The organism is Corallococcus sp. CA054B (assembly GCF_003611625.1).
GTDB lineage: Bacteria > Myxococcota > Myxococcia > Myxococcales > Myxococcaceae > Corallococcus > Corallococcus coralloides.
In genome coordinates this window covers 37,519-54,748 of record NZ_RAVY01000006.1, presented here as the reverse complement: position 1 = coordinate 54,748, position 17,230 = coordinate 37,519, and the positions used below count along the sequence as shown (strand labels likewise).

The following is a 17,230-nucleotide window of genomic DNA, read 5'->3' as shown; positions in this document are numbered from 1 at the left end:
AACTCGAACTGGGCTTACCGTAACGGGGGTACTCACTTTTCGTAAGTACGCACCTCATGGTAAGTGTCCCGTCATGAAGGCAAGCAAGGGCAGTCCATTGCTGGAGAAGGTGAAGCAGCGCGGGGACCTGTACGCGGCGGCGTGTCCCTCGCGCGGCGTCCTGGAGCACGTCACCAGCCAGTGGGGCGTGCTGGTGCTCGTCGCGCTCAAGGAGGAAGGCACCCACCGCTTCAGCGAGCTGCGCCGCAAGGTGGGCGGGGTCAGCGAGAAGATGCTCGCCCAGACGCTCCAGGCCCTGGAGCAGGACGGCTTCGTGCACCGGGAGGCCCACCCCGTGATTCCTCCCCACGTGGACTACAGCCTCACGCCCCTGGGCGAAGAGGTGGCCGTCCACGTGGAGGCGCTGACCTCCTGGATCGAGGACAACCTCCCTCGCGTGATGAGCGCCCGCACCAAGGCCCCACCCCGCAAGAAGGCCTCCTGAGCAGCCCCAAGGCGGCCCCGCGCCTCCTTGCCTGGGTGCCCTCCAGCGGGACGAACGGGAGCGAAGGGAACAGGCCCGCGTTAAGACTGCTCCCGTGCCCGCCGACACCCCGCTCAAGGTCCGCATTCTCGATGCCATCCGCGATGTCCCGGCCGCCCAATGGGACGCCCTGGTCGCTGACGGCGCGCCCCCCTTCGTGCGCCATGCGTGGCTGTCCGCCATGGAGGAGAGCGGCAGCGCCACCGAGGACACCGGCTGGGCCCCGCACCACCTGACGCTGTGGCGAGGTAGGAAGCTCGTCGCCGCGGCGCCCGCCTATCTCAAGTTCCACAGCATGGGCGAGTACATCTACGACTTCGGCTGGGCCAACGCCGCCGCCCAGCTGGGCGTGGAGTACTACCCGAAGCTGCTCGTGGGCGGCCCCCTGTCCCCCGCCACCGTGCCGCGCTTCCTCACCGCCCCCGGAGAGGACGCCGCCGCCCTGCGCCGAGCGCTCCTCGAGGCCGCCGTGGAGACCGCCCAGGCCCAGGACTGCTCCGGCGTGCACGTGCTCTATCCCACGGACGAAGAGGCGGACTTCCTGGAGGAGGCCGGGCTCGCGCGCCGGATGACGCTCCAGTTCCATTGGAAGAACCCGGGCTACCAGCGCTACAACGACTACCTGGCCCGCTTCGACTCCAAGCGCCGCAACCAGCTCAAGCGCGAGCGCGCCGCCGCGGCCACGCAGGGCATCCAGCTGCGCACCGTGCGCGGCGCGGACCTGACGCAGGAGCACGCCCAGCGCGCGTACACCTTCTACACGTCCACCTGCGAGCGCCACGCCTGGGGCCAGGTGCAGCTCACCCCGGGCTTCTTCGAGCGCGTCTTCCGCGACCTGCCCCAGGCGGTGGAGATGGTGGAGGCGGTGAAGGACGGGAAGGTCATCGCCGGGGCCTTCAACCTGGCCACGCCGGAGCGGCTCTACGGCCGCTACTGGGGCTGCACGGAAGAGCACCCCTTCCTGCACTTCAACGTCTGCCTGTACCACTCCGTGGACGACTGCATCCGCTCAGGGCGCAAGGTGTTCGAACCCGGCGCCGGCGGCGAGCACAAGGTGTCCCGCGGCTTCGAGCCCACCGCCGTGCACAGCGCCCACCTGATTTTCGACAAGCGCCTGGACAAGGCCGTGCGGAGCTTCCTGCGCATGGAGCACGCGCGGCTGGCACCCGCCGTGGAAGAGGCGGAGCGCATCTGCGGCCTCAAACCATGGGCCTCCAACCCGGCCCCCGGGTCCACCGGAACCTGAAAACCTGAACGTCTGTCCGCCAGCCCACCGGCCAGTGGGCATCCAGGCTCGGTTCAAGTTGTGAAATCGGGGTGAACCTCTAGAGTCCGCCCCATGAAAGTCCCGGAGACAGAGGAAGACTTCATCCAGTGGTACGAAGACTGCTGGGCGGACCGCGACGAGGTGGAGTACCCGAAGCTGTTCGGCGCCATCCGCGAGGAGGTGGATCTCCTGGAGGGCACCGGCGTGCTGGAGGGGTGGCTGGAGAGCGAGCTGGCCCAGGGAACGGAGATGGATCCGAACTGGCTGCCCATGGGTGTACGCGTGGCGCCGCCCAGCCCGGAGCACCCGTACTGGACCTACGTGACCAGCGGCCTGTCCAACCCCTTCACGGTGGCCCCCGGCGAGGACCTGGCGGACGACGCCCGCAGCGGCCTGGGCTACGAGATGGTCATCCACACGCCCGAGGAGGAGCGCTGGCCGGTTCTGCGCCTCCTGGACATGATGGCCTACAACCTCGTGTGCGCGCGGCTGTTCGCCATGGGGCACCGCTACCCGGTGGACGGCACGCTCACCGGCGGTGAGACGAAGCTCGCGGGCTTCGTGTTCGTGAAGGACGCCAACCGCCCCAGCCACTTCACCCTGCCCAGCGGCCAGGTGGAGCTGCTCACGCTGGTGGGCGTGACGAAGAACGAGATGGCCTTCGCGCGCTCCAACGGCATGGACAGCCTGCTGAAGAAGCTGGCCGACCCCGCGAACCCCGCCACCGCGTACATCACGCGGCCGGAGCGCGACGAGGTGAAGCTGTAGTTCCCACTCTCTCTCTCTCGCCGCCCGCGCTAACCGGCGCGCGGCGGCGAGGACTCCACCAGCGAGTGCAAGAGGCCCGGCTCGAAGGGCTTCTCGATGCGCGGCAGCGGCACGGCCTGGAGGAAGGCGCGGGCGCGCTCCGTGAAGCTGCCGCCCGTCATGAACACGAAGCGCGACAGGAGCTCCGGCCGGCGCCGCGACAGCTCCGCGTGCACGTCCATGCCGGTGAGGTCCGCCATCATCAGGTCGCAGAAGACGCGGTCGAAGGCGTCATCCTGCTCCAGGAGCGCCAGCGCCTCCCGGCCGCTGTGCGCCACCACCACGTCATGCTGCCGGCCGAGGATGCGCCGGAGCACCGAGGTGAGCTGAGGCTCGTCGTCCACCACCAGCACGCGCTTGCGGCAGGGCCCCTCGTCCGCGCGCACCGCGGGGACGACCGGGTGGACGATGGGCTCCAGGACGGGCAGCCGCACCTGGAAGGTGCTGCCCAGGCCGGGGATGCTGGTGGCCGTCAGCTCGCCGTGCATGCTGCGCACGAGCCCCAGGCAGATGGACAGCCCCAGGCCGCTGCCCTCCCCCACGGGACGCGTGGTGAAGAACGGCTCGAAGGCGCGCTGGAGCACCTCCGGCGTCATGCCCAGGCCGGTGTCGGACACCTCCGCCAGCACCCACGCGCCCTCGCGGCGGGTGGTGAGCGTCACCCGGTGCCGGTCGAAGGCGCCGGGGGGGATGGCGTGCGCGGCGTTGATGAGCAGGTGGAGGAACACCTGCCCCAGGCGCGCCTCGTGCGCCAGCGCGGGCGGCACCTGGCCGAAGTGGCGCTCCACCTGGGCGCGGCTGCGCAGGTGGGTCATCGACATGGAGATGCCGAACTCCAGCGCCGCGTGCACGTCCACGGGCCCCAGGCGCAGCTCGTCCGCGCGGGCGAAGGTCTGTAGGTCGCGCACGATGACGCGAATGCGCTCCGCGCCCTCCTTCGCCTCGCGCAGCGCCTCCAGCGCCTCGCCCACCGCGTCCTGGAGCCCCGGGCGGCGGGCGAGCGGCGTGAGCTGCTCCACCGCGAACTGGAGATTGCCGGCGACGTAGGACAGGGGGTTGTTGATTTCGTGGCCCACGCCCGCGGCCAGCTGGCCCGCCATGGCCAGCTTCTCCGACTGCATCAGCCGCTCGCGCGCGGCCATCAGCTCGTGCGTGCGGCGCTGGGCCAGGGCCTCCGCCTCCAGGCGGCCGGAGTGCTCGCGGGCGAGCAGCGCGTCGCGCTCCGCCTGCACGCGCTTCTTGTCGGTGATGTCGCGCGCGTAGGTGGAGATGTTCCGGCCGCTGGACCAGGCGTGCACCTCGTGCCAGCGGTCCCTGCCGGTGCGCACCTCGAAGAGGCGGTAGCTCTCCTCGGAGGCCACCTCGCGCATGGTGCGCTCGAACGGGGTGCCGCACAGCTCCGGGCACGCCTCCCACAGCACGCGGCGGAAGAGCTCTTCCTGGGAGCGGTTGGTGAGCGCGGCGGCGTTGCGGTTCACGTAGGTGAGGCGCCAGTCCGTGTCCACGGTGAAGAAGGCGTCCGGCATGCTCTCCAGCACGTCGCGCACCCAGTCCAGCGTCTCGCGCAGCCCCTCCTCCACCCGCTGGGCGCTGGTGATGTCACGAAGGCGCAACAGCACCCCGTCCCGCAGCGGCACCGCCGTGCCCTGCAGCAGCACCTCCCCTTCGGCGAAGTGGTCCGCGTGCGGCCGGCCGGACTCCACCACCTGGCGCAGGAGGTCCATGCGGCCGGCGATGCCCCCCTTCGAGGACACCTCGCCCAGGCGCCGGCCCCGCAGGTACTCCGGCCCCCGGCCCAGCGCGCGCGCCGCGGCGGGGTTCGCCCACAGCCACTCGAAGTCCAGGATGGCCCCGCCCGGAGAGCGCACGGCGCGCAGCACCATGCACGCCTCGGGGTGTTCGCGCTCGGCCTCCTCCAACGCGGCCAGGAATGCATCCGGGAGCGGAAGGGCCACGGTCGTATCGGTCGCGGACATCCGGCTCCTCGCGGCCCAGGCACCGCCCAACCCCCGGGAAGCCCGCATGTCGCCACGAATCGCACGGCGGCTCAAGCCAGCCCCAGTCTTCGTATCTTTCTTAACCTTCTCGAATTACAGACGTGTGAGAGTGAAAGCCGGAAGGAAAGGAAAGACTCCCCTCCGGACCGGAACGTCGGCCACACTCGTGCCTGCCCATGCGCTCTACCCTCATCACGCACGTCTCGTTCGAACCGCTGCACCTGTCCCTGACGGAGCCCTTCGCCATCGCCACCGGCGCGCAGCTGGCGGCGGAGAACGTGCTCGTGCGCGTGACGCTCGCGGACGGCACCGTGGGGTTGGGCGAGGCGGCGCCCTTCACTGCGGTAAGCGGAGAGACGCAGGTCAGCACGCTCGCTTCCCTGGAGCCGGTGCGCGAGCTGCTCGTGGGCCGCGACGCCCAGGAGTGGCGGCCGGCGTCGGAGGCGCTGGGGGATGCGCTGGCGCTGGCGCCGGCCGCGCGGTGTGGCGTGGAGATCGCGCTCCTGGACGCGCTCACGCGGCACCACCGCATCCCCATGTACGCCTTCTTCGGCGGAGCGGGGACGTCGCTGGACATCGACATGACGGTCACCGCCGGAGACGTGACGCACGCGGTGGCGTCGACGCGGGCCATCCTGGGGCGGGGCATCGACACGGTGAAGGTGAAGGTCGGCGCGCTGGACCCGGACGCGGACGCGGCGCGGCTCGTGGCCATCCACCAGGAGGCCCCGAAGGCGCGGCTCATCGCGGACGCGAACGGGGGCTATGACGTGGCGGAGGCGCTGGCGTTCCTCAAGGAGCTGGAGCGCGCGGAGGTGCCGCTGTCGCTGTTCGAGCAGCCGGTGGCCGACGTCGCGGGGCTCGCGGAGGTGACGCAACGCTCGAGGGTCTCCGTGTGCGCGGACGAGTCGGCGCGCTCGGTGAAGGACGTGCTGCGGCTCATCCGTGAGAACGCGTGCCACGGCATCAACATCAAGACGATGAAGTGCGGGATGGTGGACGCGGTGACCATGTGGAGCCTCGCCCGGGCGGCGGGGCTGGAGCTGATGGTGGGTGGGATGGTGGAGAGCGTGCTCGCGATGACCGCGTCCGCGCACCTGGCGGCGGGGCTGGGCGGCTTCAGCTACGCGGACCTGGACACGCCGCTGTTCATCGCGAACCACCCGTTCCAGGGCGGCGGTCGGTACGAGGGCTCGCGGCTGACCCTGGACCCGGACGCGCTGGGGCACGGCGTCACGCTGCGCTGAGCCTTCAGCCCTTCACCTGGGAGGCGGCCACGTCCAGCGCCCGCTCCTTCTGCGGGTCGGCGCCGGCCGCGTACGGCAGCGCGTCCGGGACCTCCACGTCCACCGGGACGCCCACGCCCTCCAGCCGCTCGCCGTCCACGGTCACGTCCATGACGGCGAGGTAGAGCAGGTCCCCGTTGGCCAGCTTCTGCGGCCCGCCGGCCAGCACCGCGCCCGCGGTCCGCTCGCCCACGAGCGTCGCCAGCCGGTGGCGCTTCATCGCGAAGGCCACCAGCTCCTTGCCGCTGCGCGAGTTGCCGTTGACGAGCAGCACCACCGGCTTGCGCCAGGACAGCGCGTAGGGACGCGTCTTGCCATCGCGGCCGGTGTTGAGGAGGAGGGACACCTGGGGGTTGAAGAGGTTGATGAAGGCCGGGCTGCATCCGCCCCAGCCGTCGCGGAAGTCGATGACGAGCGCGTCCGCGTCCGCGAAGGTGTCCTGGAGCGCCTCCTCCAGGGCTCGCTGGTACTCCTCGCCCGCGCACGCGTAGACGTGCTGGTAGGCGACGCGGCGGCCCTGGCGCTCCACGACCTGCCCACTGGCCTTCTGGACCGCGAGCCATTCCTTGCGCGGGTTCAGGCGACGGGGCGTGACGGTGAGCGACAGGGGCGCGGCGCCCTTCACGCGCTCCACGGTGAGGCGCGTGGCCTTGCCCGCGCGGTTCGTGAAGGCGTGCCAGGGATGGAAGGGCTTGCCCTCCACGGTGACCAGCCGGTCCCCGCGCAGCAGCCTCGCCTTCGCGCCGGGGCCGTCCGCGAAGACGTGGCGGACGAAGAAGCCGTCCGGAGTCTCCCGCACGTCCACGCCGATGCCGGTGGCCTCCACGTTCTCCTTCTTGAGGAAGACCTCGAAGATGGAGGTCACCTCCGCGTGGCCGGGGCTCTCCTTCGGGTAGTAGGCCGTGTGGGAGGTCTTCAGCTCCGCGAGCGCCGCGTTCGTGCGCCGGGTGAAGTCCTCCACGTCCTTCGCGTCGGCGGCGTAGCCCTGGTGCGCGTCGGCCCAGGCGGCGCCCTTCGCCGCGTCGACGTAGCGGGTGCGCACGAGGTTGACGATTTCATCGCCGCGCTTCGTGAAGGGGGACGTGGCGGCCTGGGCACTCGCCACGACGAGCAGCCCCGCCACCCACCACCGCGTCGTCAGAACCGTCATTGCGTGCCCCTCCCAGGAGGACTTCACGATTCTTCACAGGGGCGCGCCCCAGAGGGAAGGAAAGGCGTCCTGGCGCCGCGCGGTGTGGCGAACGCGGCGGGCGCGGTTAGGGATGAGGGGCTCATGTTGGATGCGCCCTCGTCATCGCCCAGGCTCGCGCTCGTGTCGGAGGACCCCCTGGCCCGGGGTGCGCTCGCACGGGCGCTGAGCGACCAGGCGGAGGCCTGGACGGTGGTGGCGGCGGGCACGCAGGAGGAGCTGGAGGCGGCGCGGGGCGGGCCGCCCGACGTCGTGCTCTGGGACACGGGCCTGCGGCTGGAGGAAGGCGCGGCGCCGGACCTGGGCGCGCCGGTGCTGGCGCTGGTGGCGGACGAGGCAGCGGGAGAGCTGGCGCTGGGCGCGGGCGCGCGGGGCCTGCTGTTCCGCGACGTGGCGCCGGGGATGCTGGGCGCCGCGCTGCACGCGGTCGCGCGAGGCCTCACGGTGTTCGAGCCGGGCCTGTCCCAGGTGCGCGCCGCGCCCAGGAGCACGGCGCCCACGGGAGCCCCAGGCCCGGACACGCTGACGCCGCGCGAGCGCGAGGTGCTGGGGCTGCTGGCGGAGGGCCTGTCGAACAAGGCCATCGCGGACCGGCTGGACATCAGCGAGCACACCGCCAAGTTCCACGTGAACGCGGTGCTGGCCAAGCTGGGCGTGCAGCGCCGCACGGAGGCGGTGGTGCGCGCGGCGCGGATGGGACTGGTGACGCTCTAAGCGCTCAGCGCACGACGAAGGTCTCCAGGAGGTGCCCTTCGTCGTCCAGGTTCGCCTCCAGCCACTCGCGCTGGAGCGAGGGAAGGGGCCACAGCTCGACCCGGAAGTTGAAGGACGCCACGCTCGCCTCCAGGTTTCGTTGGGCCGCTGCCGCCGCCAACGCGCGCCCGGCTTCGTCTCCCTTCAGCAGGGCGCCCTGCTCCATCAACTTGTGGCCCATCATGCCCTCGAAGGTGGTGTTCCCTTCGGCGATGCGCCCGCCCAGCTTCCACACCGCGACGCCCAGCCGAAGCCGCTCCTCGGGCGTCAGCCCCTCCTTCGTCACCTCCAGCCGCCGCAGCAACTCCATGGGAGCACCCAGCAGCCGCGTCCCCATGGCCGCCCAGTAGAAGCTCCAATCCGGATAGCGGACGCCCAGGGACTCCATCCGCCACTGGGCCGCATCGCCCAGTTGGGCCATGCGGGTCTCACGGTAGCGGGGAAGCTCCGCGATCCGCTCCAGTTCCGGCAGCTCCTCCCGCGTGAACGGTGCATCGCCAGAGGTCCCGCCCACCAGCAACAACAACGGCAGGTCCGAGTGCGGCGACCGGGCGGCCAGCGACGCCATCTCCTTCCGCAGCAGGTCCCGCCCCCGCTTGCGTGCCGCTACCACCGCATGGGGGCCGGTGGCCCGGTGGAAGAACTCGAACGCGGCGAGCCTCAGGACCGGATCCCTCAATCCGGAGACATGGTCCATCAACCACTGCTCCTGCGCCGCGGAGGGATTTCCCGCCAACGCGGCGATGAACCGGTCCTCGACGTCCTCGGTCCGCGCCCAGACGATGGCGACGGTGTCCTGCATCGGGTGGAGGAGCTCCATCCGGTCGTTGTGGTGGAGACTGGGGCGTCCCGCGACGAACCACGCCTGCCGCATGGCATCCAGCCAGCTTCCCTGGGGCTGAAGTCTGCGCTGGTCGATGAAGGCCGCGAGCACGCGCGGCTCCGGATCCTTGGGCGCCAGCTCACGCAAGCGCGCCACCACCCGGGCCGCCGCGGCCAGCTTTCCCTCCTCCAGCAACAGACACGCCCGGACGATCCACGCCGACCGGTACAGCGGCGCTTCCTCCAGGACTCCGTCGAGCTCCGCGTGTGCCAGGTCCGGCTTCTTTGCCCAGGCGTGGTCCACCGCCCGCTGGAGCCGCATGTCGGTGGACTCACGCTGGGGAGCGGAGGACGTCGGCACGGACGAGCAGGCACAGAGCCACCCGCCCAGGAACAGCGACGCCAGGAATCGCCAGGGAGTCCGCTTCATCCCGTCATCGTAGCGGGTCTCCAGGCAGGCTCCGGCGGATGCTTGCCCGGTGATGGGTGCTCAGGGCGCGACGAGGTTGCTCAAGAAGGCCCACTCGTCCTGGACCAGGGCCTTTGCCCACTCGCGCTGGAGCGTGGGCAGGGGCCAGTTCTCAATCTGCACCTGCCGGGAGGATTGAATGACCGAACGAATCGACTCATAGCCCTCGGCCACCTGGGCACTCATCTCCTCGTTTCCGACCAGGACCGCGCCCTGCTCCATCATGCGCAATCCCACGCTGCGCTCCACCAACGTGTTCCCCGCCTGGATGCGCGCTCCCAACGTGAGCAACGCCTTCCCCAGCCGGTCCTGGTCATCCGGGGCGAGCCGGTCCTTCGTCGCCGCGGCCCGTTTCGTGAGCACCGAGGCGGGGTCCAGGACCAGGTTCGCGACCGCCACCATGAAGGCCTTGTCGAAGCGCGACGAAGCGCCCGCGGCCTCCAGGCGCCGCTCCGCATCCACATACCTCTGGGACAGCGGGGCGTCCCGGTAGTGCTTCAAGCTGGCGATGCGATCCAGCGCCACGATGTCTTCGTGGGTGAGCGGCGTCTCTTCCGAGGCATCCGCCATCAACAGGAGCAGCGGGATGCGGGACTCGTTCGTCCCAGCGCCGTGCGCCTGGAGCTTGAGCCGTACTGTCTCGCGCGCTTGCCGCCGCAGGTCCGCGGGCAGGCCGTTGGCGCCACTGAAATACTCGTGGGCGGAGAGCAGCAGGTGCGGGTCCTCGAGTTCGGAGAGATGCTCCACGAGCCACCGCTGCTGGACCTCCGAGGCCTTGTGGTCCGCCAGAACGGCGACGAGGCGCGACTCCACGGACCCGGTCCGCTTCCACACGTCGGAGACGGCATTCTTCGCATCCATGGCGACCTCCGGATACCGGCTGGTGTCCCGGAGGGAGGGGCGGCCCGCGCTCTTCCACGCTTCGATCAACGCCTCGGTCCACCCGGGCCTGGGCGTCCGGCGCCGCTGCTCGACGAGCGCCATGAGCATGATGGCATCCGCTTTGTCGGGAGCCATCTCACGGAGGCGGATCGCGGTCCGGGCCGCTTCATCCTCGGCCCCCTGCTCCAACTGCAGACAGGTCTGGACCATCAGCGCTCCGGGATGCTGGGGCGCCTCCTTCAGGATGGCGGCGAGCTCCGTCTGGGCCTGGGCCCGCTGCCCCTCCCAGACCTGGTTCGCGGCCACATGGACCCGAGCGTCGATCCGCTTCCGGTTGGCCTCCTGTTCCTCCGCTGAACGCTGGCAGGCCACGCTGGTGAGAAGCAGGCCCAGGGTCAGCAGGTATCCACGATGGAACATGCCCACAGCCTACGCCTGTCCATCGCCGACGCGGAGCTCGCGCAGGTGTTCGACCACCCAGAGGAACACCGGCTCGACGTCCTTGAACTGGTTGTTGGAGATGGCCATCACCAGCGCCTCCGCTTCATCAACCGTGGCGTCCACCTCCAGGCCCATGCACGCCAGGGCCTCGCACATGGCGAGCCAGGAGATGCGCTTGTTCCCATCCACGAAGACCTGCTTCGTCGCGATGTAGAAGAGCAGGTAGACGGCGTACATCAGTCCCGGGACCGCTTCCGGCGGAGCGCCGTACTCCTCCGCGGTCCAGGCCGCGCCCAGGGTCGCACCAGGGCCCAGCGCATCGCGGACCCCCACCCTGCCTCCGTGCGCGGCGATGCCCTTGGCCTGCAACTCCTGGAGCCGGGCCAGGCCGCAGAACCGGTCATACGGCTGCGCGTCACTCATTGGGCCAGCCTCCGCAGCAGCTCATTCCACTTCCGCAGGGCATGCGCATCACGCGCCTCCGCGGGAGGAACCGGCACGTCGACGCCCTTCTCGCGGATCCAGATGAGCCGGGGGCTGGGGCCCATGACGACCATCGCGGAGACTTCTCGCAGGTGGGAAGCCTGCTCCACCTGCGCCGCCGTGGCGGTCACCTTGAGAATCCCGCCCTCCCGCTGGGCAAGCTGGATCGTCGGCGTGTTCGACACGCCAGGATCGATCCCTTCGATAGTGCCGTGAATCACTTCCAGGTGAGGCAGCATCCCGGGTCCCCCTTCTCGAACGCGTCCGCGTAGCATGCCGCATGGAGCCTGGTCACCCCCCAGGGAGGGAGCCTGTGCCTTCCGAGCACCTCGGCGGCCATCCGCGCTGCTACACTCCCGCTCCTCCATGGCCAACCAGGATTGGGTCTCGCGCCTGCTCACCGGGCGTGCGTCGGCGGACAAGGGCCTCAGCGTCCACCTCTCCGAGCGCGACGGCGGCAGCCTCCACGACAAGATGCGGCAGGCGTATTGGTGGATCACCAACAACGCCGTCATCTGCCCCTACTACGACATCGAGTTCGGCGGCACCGCCGCGCTCAAGAACACCGCCGGGGACGAGGTCCACCTCCCGGAGGACATGAGCTACAGCTCCTTCGTCCTCATCCCGCTGCTCACCCTCTTCACCTGCCGCCGCGCCCTGCTCGTGGGCGGACCGGGCCGAGGCAAGACGACCTCCGCCATCCTCATGGCCCTGCTCTCCGGCATGGGCCGCGAGGACGTCCACCGGGGCATCCAGCGCGGCCACCCGCAGCTGTCCATCGCGGACCTGCTCGGCGCGCCCCTGCCCTCCGACATGCTCAAGGCGGAGGACCTGTCCGCGGTGAAGGTCAGCTGGCGCAAGTGGATTGGCCAGCGCGTGAAGATCGTCGACGAGTACAACCGCATCCCCACCAAGACCCAGTCCGCCCTGCTGTCGCTCCTGGGCGAGGGCTACGCGGAGATGATGGACCAGTACGTCTACACCGGCCGCTCGTCCTGGTTCCTCACCGCCAACGACGACCAGGGCGGCGGCACGTTCCAGGTCATCGAAGCGCTCAAGGACCGCCTGGACGTCGTCGTGCGCGCCGTGCCCTTCAACTCCGGCTTCGTGGACACGCTGCTCCAGCGCATCGAGTCCGACAAGTCCCCGGAGGAGCTGCTGCCGAAGGACATCGTCTTCACGCCCGGCGAGCTGGAGAAGGCCTACAACGCCATCCTCGCCGTGGAGGTGCCCAAGGGCGTGCTGGAGCGCGTGGCCTTCTTCCTGGGCCAGCTGGACTTCTGCCGCATGGCGTCCCCGCGCTTCGAGTTCAAGCACAAGGACACGCTGAAGCTCGCCGGACAGACCGTGTCCGCCGTGTGCAACGAGCAGTGCCCCCTGGACAAGAAGGTGCACCTCTGCACGCAGACGGAGAACGGCACCAGCGTGCGCGCGTACCAGACCATCCTCCACTTCGCGAAGGCGCTCGCGTTCTTCCGGGGCCACCGCGTGACGGAGCTGGAGGACTTCCGGCAGATCATCCCCTGGGTGCTGCACGAGAAGCTCACCCCCAACGCGCGCAGCCCCTTCTTCGAGGTGAAGGGCAACAAGCTGCTGCTCCAGGACCGCGTGGCGTGGATCCGCAACATGTTCGACATGGCCATGGCCCGCTACGGCACGCACGCGCCCGTGCGCCAGAAGGTCGCCGCCCTGCGCGCGGAGCTGGACCTGGGCCTGTCCGGCGTGGACCTGCGCACCACGGAGAAGCGCCTGTCCGCCGTCACCGTGCTGATGAACGACCTGATGACCCGCCAGGAGTTGTCCGGTCCGGTGTACGAGGACCTCATCCACTTGAAGTCCCTCTACAGCCGCTACCGCAACTACGCGACGTGGCTGAAGGAGAACCCGGGCGGTCAGGGGAAACAGCCATGAGCGAGTTCGTCGACGACCTGGAGAAGGAGGCCCGCGGCCGGTTCGTGCGCTGGGACCGCGCGCTGTGGGACGAGTTCCTCAAAGGCCCGGGGGTCCGCATGGGCCGGGCGCTCACGAGCGGTGACGCCGCGGCGGGAGAGGAGACCCTGCGCGACTACCTGCGGCTGGGCGCCGAGGGCATCGGCCTGGGCTACCTGTATCCGGTGTCCGCCGGCAGGGAGAACTTCTTCACGCTCGCGTGGACGGACCTGCTGCCGCGCCTGCTGCCGGACCTGCGCCGGGAGGAGCAGGCCCCGGCGCTCGCGCGCATGTGGAACCTCGGTGAGAACCTGGAGTCCGCGCCGCCGTGGGTGCAGCGGCTGTTCTGCCGCCTGGGCTCGAGCCTGTCCTCGCTGGAGGGCCTGGAGAGCCACCTGCACACCATCGCCAACGAGGCCATGGAGCCGCCCACCCAGACGCTGGGCGACACGTCCACCGCGCAGTGGGTGGACCTGTCCCAGGAGGACGCGCGCTTCATGCCCGGGGAGATGCACTTCCTGGCGCCCGCCGTCGTCTGCGTGCACGACCGTCACCGCGCCACCGCCGCCGGTGGACGTGACGCCGCCACGCAGGGCGTGTGGCTGGTGAAGAAGCCCGTGCTCCTGGGGCCCATGGGCTGCAACGAGCGGCTGGAGCCCGCGACGGGCAAGCCCTCCAAGGCGCTCACCTCGCTGGCACAGCGCGACCCTCGCGCGGGGGACTGGTACAGCACCCACCACAACGAATGGCGCGCGGTGGCCACGATGCACACGTCCCAGTGGCTGGCGGTCATCCTGCCGGCATGAGCGCGGGCGCGGCCTTCACCCCGGAGGAGGTGGAGCGGTGCTGGCGCGACGCGCTGGCGCTGTGGGACGTGCACGTGCAGTTGAGCCCGCCCGAGCCGCACCAGCCCTTCCGGCCCGGTGAGGCCGCGCCGGACGAACCGCTCGCGTACATCGACCTGGTGCGCCGGCAGGTGTTCGTCCACTTCGACCTGCTGGCCCGCATGGGCGCGCGCGACAGCCTCACCGCCGTGCTGGCCCATGAAATCGGCCACCACGTGCGCTTCCCGCACACGCTGGGATGGGACGCGGAGCTGCGCGTGCTGGAGCAGCGCCTCATCCCGGGCCTGCGCCAGTCCCTCACCAACCTGTTCTTCGACCTCCAGGTGAACGAGTTCGTGGGGCGCACCCACGCCGAAGCGCTGTGCCAGGTGTACCGGGGCTTCCTGCGCACGCCGGACGGGCGCAAGAAGAACAAGAAGAAGAAGGACGGCGACACGGGCACGAGCGGGCCGTCCCCGCTGTTCTGCTTCTACCTGGCCATCTACGAAGAGCTGTGGCGCCGCGAGCCCGGACACCTGGTGCCCGAGGCCCTGCTGCCGAAGCTGGAGGAGGCCTACCCGGGCTTCCGCGCGCAGGCGCGCATGTTCGTGCAGACGTTCTACGCGCTGCACGACCCGCGCCTGCAATTCCTCTACTTCTGCGCCGCGTTCATCCGCTTCATCGACCTGCCCTCCGAAGTGGGCTTCTGCATCCCGTTGGCCGGCGACCTGGGCGCTCCGGACGAAGGCGACCTGGACGCGGCGGTGCAGGCCGGAGGCCGGTGGCAGGACGCGCTGGACGAGGCGCGCGCCAACGGCTGGCTGGACGACTCGCACGACACGAAGGAGTCGGATCCGCTGGAGACCATCCGCCGCGCGACCGCGCACCGCCCCGGCGACGATGGCGGCAGGCTGCGGCGGGCGCTGGTGGGCCGGTACTACCGGCGGCTCGTGGACCCGTACATCCTCAAGCTGCCCAGTTCGCCCTCGAAGCCGGAGCCCTACCTGCGCACGATTCCGGAGGCGTGGGAGTACGGCGACGACCCGACCACCATCGACTGGACGCTCACGGTGATTGCGCAGGGTCACCTGGCCGCCGTGAACCCGCTGCGCCGCGAGCTGGAGGCGGACCTGCCGCCCCCGTCGGACCTGGGCGTGCCCGCGCTGGAAATCTACCTGGACACCAGCGGCTCCATGCCCAACCCGCAGCAGGACCTCAACGCGATGACGCTGGCCGCGCAGGTGCTGTCCGCCTCCGCGCTGCGCAAGGGCGCCACGGTGCGCGGCATCATCTACTCCGCGGACAACCCCGTCGTGTCCCCGTGGATGTACGACGAGGAGACCGCGCGCGACTTCTTCCTGCACTACATCGGCGGGGGGACGTGGTTCCCCGTTGAAGTCATGGAGCAGCTGTCCGGGGAGCGGCCGGACGCGCTGCGCGTCGTCATCTCCGACAGCGACTTCCTCTACAACATGCGGCAGGAGGGCGCGCTGCCGCGGTTTGTCCGAGGGATGAACCGGTCGCGCCGGGTGGTGGCCTTCCTCGCGCTGCCGGACGACGCGTCCGCGCGGCAGGTGCTGGCGCCGGTGCTGGGCAGCCCACGCTTCCGGCTGGCGACCGTGCAATGGATGTCTGACTTTGGCCGTGCCGCCGCGGCGCTGGCCGATGCCCTGTTGGAGAAATGATGGCGGTCTCGATTCCCCTCCTCCGTGAGCAGCTGGCGGCCATGCCCATCCTGTCGCCGTATCCGCACGACCTGGCGGTGGCCATCGTCTGCGACACCTTCCGCATGGCCAGCCAGCGCCCCCCGTCCCAGGCCGAGTGGGCGAAGCTGGAGCAGCGCGTGAAGAACCCGCTGTTCCGCGAACAGGTGGGCATGCTCGCGCACGTGCTGTTGGTGTCCGACCTGCGCAAGAAGACGGTGCTCTACCTCACGCCGGACCGCACCCCGCAGGCGCGGCTCCAGCAGTTCTTCGAGGAGGTGCACCCGCTCACCGCGGAGATGATCCGCTCCAACGTCTTCCGCCAGGAGGAGTTCCTGCGCAAATGGGTGGCGGCCATGGGCGCGGACATCGAAGGCGAGACGGAGGCCGAGTCCAAGCGCCGCCTCAAGGACCTGGACTACCGGCAGGCCGTGACGGACCTGCGCAAGGTGGAGGAGGCGCGCAAGAAGGAGGCGGACCGGCGCCAGGAGATGCTCCAGGAGGCCCAGCGCAAGGAAGCCGAGGCCCGGGGCTGGCGCGAGTGACGCTCGGGGTCGCGCCCAGGGCCCGCATCCGCCGCGACAGCCACACGCAGCGCCCGCACCTGCCGTGGGCGCTGGACGTGGCGGCGGGCCTGGCGCGAGGCACGGCCACGGTGGACGAGGCCGCCGCCCGCGCTGAGCTGGAAGCGCGCCTGCCGGCTTTGCGTGACGCGCTCCTGGGCTCGCCCTACTACGTGCGCGTGCTGCGCGAGTCGGGCCTGCACCCGGGCGACCTGCGGCGCCTGGAGGACCTGCGGCACTTCCCCGCGCTGGACCGCGCCACGCTCGCGCGCCACTGGGAGGACGTGCCCACGCTGCCCGCCGCGTCCGACGAGTGCGTGGTGGTGAGGAGCTCCGGCACCACGGGCGACCCGGTGAACGTGCTGCGCGACCGGCGCGACTGCCTGCTCATGTGGGCCGTGCTGCGCTTCTTCACCGAGCGCACCCGCACCGTGCCCCCGCCGCGTCCGCGCGTGGTGCTGCTGGATGCGCTGCCGGGCGGGCTGGAGTACTCGGTGCGCCTGCCGCTGTTCCACGACGGCGCCCTGCACCGCGTCTCCGTGCTGCGCGACGACGCGGTGGCGCGCCTGCGACGGGTGAAGGCCTCCGTCGTCTTCTCCGACCCGGAGGGGTTGCGCTGGCTGCTCGCGCATCCGGAGGTGCCGTCTCCCCGGCTGGTGCTCACCTCCGCGCAGCACCTGCCGCACGCGCTGCGCGACGCCTGGAAGCAGGAGCGCGGCGTGCCGGTCCTCAACTACTACGCCGCCACGGAGACGGGGCCGCTCGCGTGGGAGTGCCTGGAGGACGCGAACCGGGGCCGCTTCCACGTGCTCACGCCGGACGTCTGGCTGGAGCCGGACGGGGACGAAGTCGTGGTGACGCGGCTGCGCCCCAGCGTGCTGCCGCTGCTGCGCTATCGGCCCGGGGACACGGGCACCGTGCGGCGCGACGCCTGCGCCTGCGGCTTCCACGGCTGGACGCTGACGGGCTTCGGCGGACGCGGGGCCTGCGCGTTCCGCACGCCTTCCGGTCGCGCGGTGGATGCGTGGTCGCTGGCGTGGGTGTTCAAGCACCACCCGCTGCGCGCGTTCCGGCTGACGCAGGTGGCGCTGGAGCGCTTCACGCTGGAGCTTTCAGGCGCGCCCGAGGACAGCGTGGCGGCGCTGTGCGAGCGGCTCACCGCGGCGCTGCGCAACCTGGGCTGGACAGCTCCGGCGGTGGAGGCGCGCGGAGCGGAAGGACTGGCACCGGCCGCCAAGCCGCTCCCCTTCCGTTGCGAGCTGCCGCTCCCTGGATGAGCCAGTCCTTCGCCT

General features: G+C 70.7%; 16 protein-coding genes. 10 read left to right on the top strand and 6 right to left on the bottom strand.

The window, feature by feature from the left end:
* Window positions 1-73: 73 nt before the first annotated feature.
* From D7V80_RS02850 to D7V80_RS02840, 3 genes are all read left to right on the top strand, one after another.
* Window positions 74-484 carry a helix-turn-helix domain-containing protein gene (locus tag D7V80_RS02850; protein WP_120586680.1) on the top strand — a complete coding sequence of 137 codons (411 nt, stop codon included), beginning with the start codon at window positions 74-76 and terminating at the stop codon, window positions 482-484.
* A 94-nt stretch (window positions 485-578) separates the two neighbouring features.
* Window positions 579-1,769, top strand: coding sequence for a GNAT family N-acetyltransferase (locus D7V80_RS02845; RefSeq protein WP_120586679.1), 1,191 nt, complete (start codon window positions 579-581; stop codon window positions 1,767-1,769).
* Window positions 1,770-1,862: 93 nt separating this feature from the next.
* On the top strand, window positions 1,863-2,558 hold the full coding sequence (locus D7V80_RS02840) for a suppressor of fused domain protein (RefSeq protein WP_120586678.1): 696 nt from the start codon (window positions 1,863-1,865) through the stop codon (window positions 2,556-2,558).
* A gap of 29 nt (window positions 2,559-2,587) precedes the next feature.
* Here the strand turns inward: D7V80_RS02840 and D7V80_RS02835 are convergent, their stop codons facing one another.
* Window positions 2,588-4,573, bottom strand: a complete 1,986-nt coding sequence (locus tag D7V80_RS02835; RefSeq protein WP_120586677.1) for a PAS domain-containing protein — start codon at window positions 4,571-4,573, stop codon at window positions 2,588-2,590.
* A 197-nt stretch (window positions 4,574-4,770) separates the two neighbouring features.
* Between D7V80_RS02835 and D7V80_RS02830 the strand changes: the two genes are divergently transcribed.
* Window positions 4,771-5,841 carry a dipeptide epimerase gene (locus D7V80_RS02830; RefSeq protein WP_120586676.1) on the top strand — a complete coding sequence of 357 codons (1,071 nt, stop codon included), beginning with the start codon at window positions 4,771-4,773 and terminating at the stop codon, window positions 5,839-5,841.
* Between the two features lie 4 nt (window positions 5,842-5,845).
* Here the strand turns inward: D7V80_RS02830 and D7V80_RS02825 are convergent, their stop codons facing one another.
* Window positions 5,846-7,030 carry a S41 family peptidase gene (locus D7V80_RS02825; protein WP_120586675.1) on the bottom strand — a complete coding sequence of 395 codons (1,185 nt, stop codon included), beginning with the start codon at window positions 7,028-7,030 and terminating at the stop codon, window positions 5,846-5,848.
* A 123-nt stretch (window positions 7,031-7,153) separates the two neighbouring features.
* Between D7V80_RS02825 and D7V80_RS02820 the strand changes: the two genes are divergently transcribed.
* Window positions 7,154-7,783 carry a response regulator transcription factor gene (locus D7V80_RS02820; protein WP_120586674.1) on the top strand — a complete coding sequence of 210 codons (630 nt, stop codon included), beginning with the start codon at window positions 7,154-7,156 and terminating at the stop codon, window positions 7,781-7,783.
* A gap of 4 nt (window positions 7,784-7,787) precedes the next feature.
* Here D7V80_RS02820 and D7V80_RS02815 read toward each other — a convergent pair whose 3' ends face one another.
* From D7V80_RS02815 to D7V80_RS02800, 4 genes are read right to left on the bottom strand one after another with little or no spacing between them, the layout of a single operon-like run.
* Window positions 7,788-9,074 carry a hypothetical protein gene (locus D7V80_RS02815; RefSeq protein WP_120586673.1) on the bottom strand — a complete coding sequence of 429 codons (1,287 nt, stop codon included), beginning with the start codon at window positions 9,072-9,074 and terminating at the stop codon, window positions 7,788-7,790.
* Window positions 9,075-9,134: 60 nt separating this feature from the next.
* Window positions 9,135-10,415, bottom strand: coding sequence for a hypothetical protein (locus D7V80_RS02810; protein WP_147446971.1), 1,281 nt, complete (start codon window positions 10,413-10,415; stop codon window positions 9,135-9,137).
* A gap of 9 nt (window positions 10,416-10,424) precedes the next feature.
* Window positions 10,425-10,859, bottom strand: coding sequence for a type II toxin-antitoxin system death-on-curing family toxin (locus D7V80_RS02805; protein WP_120586671.1), 435 nt, complete (start codon window positions 10,857-10,859; stop codon window positions 10,425-10,427).
* A complete protein-coding gene (locus D7V80_RS02800; RefSeq protein ID WP_120586670.1) occupies window positions 10,856-11,158 on the bottom strand; it encodes a hypothetical protein in 303 nt (100 codons plus the stop codon). The genes D7V80_RS02805 and D7V80_RS02800 overlap by 4 nt, the downstream gene beginning before the upstream one ends.
* Window positions 11,159-11,285: 127 nt before the next feature.
* Here D7V80_RS02800 and D7V80_RS02795 point away from each other — a divergent pair, with 127 nt between their 5' ends.
* Genes D7V80_RS02795 through D7V80_RS02775 form a run of 5 tightly spaced genes read left to right on the top strand, consistent with a single transcriptional unit; the run spans window position 11,286 to window position 17,215 of the window.
* Window positions 11,286-12,830 carry a MoxR family ATPase gene (locus tag D7V80_RS02795; protein ID WP_120586669.1) on the top strand — a complete coding sequence of 515 codons (1,545 nt, stop codon included), beginning with the start codon at window positions 11,286-11,288 and terminating at the stop codon, window positions 12,828-12,830.
* Window positions 12,827-13,654: a hypothetical protein gene (locus D7V80_RS02790; protein WP_199738343.1), complete on the top strand. Its 828-nt coding sequence runs from the start codon at window positions 12,827-12,829 to the stop codon at window positions 13,652-13,654. Before D7V80_RS02795 ends, D7V80_RS02790 begins: the two co-directional genes overlap by 4 nt.
* Complete coding sequence (locus tag D7V80_RS02785) at window positions 13,651-15,357, top strand: M48 family metalloprotease (RefSeq protein WP_120586667.1); 1,707 nt, start codon at window positions 13,651-13,653, stop codon at window positions 15,355-15,357. Before D7V80_RS02790 ends, D7V80_RS02785 begins: the two co-directional genes overlap by 4 nt.
* Entirely contained in the window at window positions 15,357-15,920 is a 564-nt protein-coding gene (locus D7V80_RS02780) for a hypothetical protein (RefSeq protein WP_120586666.1), read from the top strand. The genes D7V80_RS02785 and D7V80_RS02780 overlap by 1 nt, the downstream gene beginning before the upstream one ends.
* Entirely contained in the window at window positions 15,917-17,215 is a 1,299-nt protein-coding gene (locus D7V80_RS02775) for an AMP-binding protein (RefSeq protein WP_120586665.1), read from the top strand. Before D7V80_RS02780 ends, D7V80_RS02775 begins: the two co-directional genes overlap by 4 nt.
* Window positions 17,216-17,230: the final 15 nt, after the last annotated feature.

Excerpts from the sequence above, each read along its gene's own strand:
- D7V80_RS02780 (WP_120586666.1), top strand. The coding sequence starts at position 15,357 with ATGGCGGTCTCGATTCCCCTCCTCCGTGAGCAGCTGGCGGCCATGCCC.
- D7V80_RS02805 (WP_120586671.1), bottom strand. The coding sequence starts at position 10,859 with ATGAGTGACGCGCAGCCGTATGACCGGTTCTGCGGCCTGGCCCGGCTC.
- D7V80_RS02820 (WP_120586674.1), top strand. The coding sequence starts at position 7,154 with ATGTTGGATGCGCCCTCGTCATCGCCCAGGCTCGCGCTCGTGTCGGAG.
- D7V80_RS02795 (WP_120586669.1), top strand. The coding sequence starts at position 11,286 with ATGGCCAACCAGGATTGGGTCTCGCGCCTGCTCACCGGGCGTGCGTCG.
- D7V80_RS02825 (WP_120586675.1), bottom strand. The coding sequence starts at position 7,030 with ATGACGGTTCTGACGACGCGGTGGTGGGTGGCGGGGCTGCTCGTCGTG.
- D7V80_RS02830 (WP_120586676.1), top strand. The coding sequence starts at position 4,771 with ATGCGCTCTACCCTCATCACGCACGTCTCGTTCGAACCGCTGCACCTG.
- D7V80_RS02785 (WP_120586667.1), top strand. The coding sequence starts at position 13,651 with ATGAGCGCGGGCGCGGCCTTCACCCCGGAGGAGGTGGAGCGGTGCTGG.
- D7V80_RS02810 (WP_147446971.1), bottom strand. The coding sequence starts at position 10,415 with ATGTTCCATCGTGGATACCTGCTGACCCTGGGCCTGCTTCTCACCAGC.
- D7V80_RS02850 (WP_120586680.1), top strand. The coding sequence starts at position 74 with ATGAAGGCAAGCAAGGGCAGTCCATTGCTGGAGAAGGTGAAGCAGCGC.
- D7V80_RS02815 (WP_120586673.1), bottom strand. The coding sequence starts at position 9,074 with ATGAAGCGGACTCCCTGGCGATTCCTGGCGTCGCTGTTCCTGGGCGGG.
- D7V80_RS02800 (WP_120586670.1), bottom strand. The coding sequence starts at position 11,158 with ATGCTGCCTCACCTGGAAGTGATTCACGGCACTATCGAAGGGATCGAT.
- D7V80_RS02835 (WP_120586677.1), bottom strand. The coding sequence starts at position 4,573 with ATGTCCGCGACCGATACGACCGTGGCCCTTCCGCTCCCGGATGCATTC.
- D7V80_RS02840 (WP_120586678.1), top strand. The coding sequence starts at position 1,863 with ATGAAAGTCCCGGAGACAGAGGAAGACTTCATCCAGTGGTACGAAGAC.
- D7V80_RS02790 (WP_199738343.1), top strand. The coding sequence starts at position 12,827 with ATGAGCGAGTTCGTCGACGACCTGGAGAAGGAGGCCCGCGGCCGGTTC.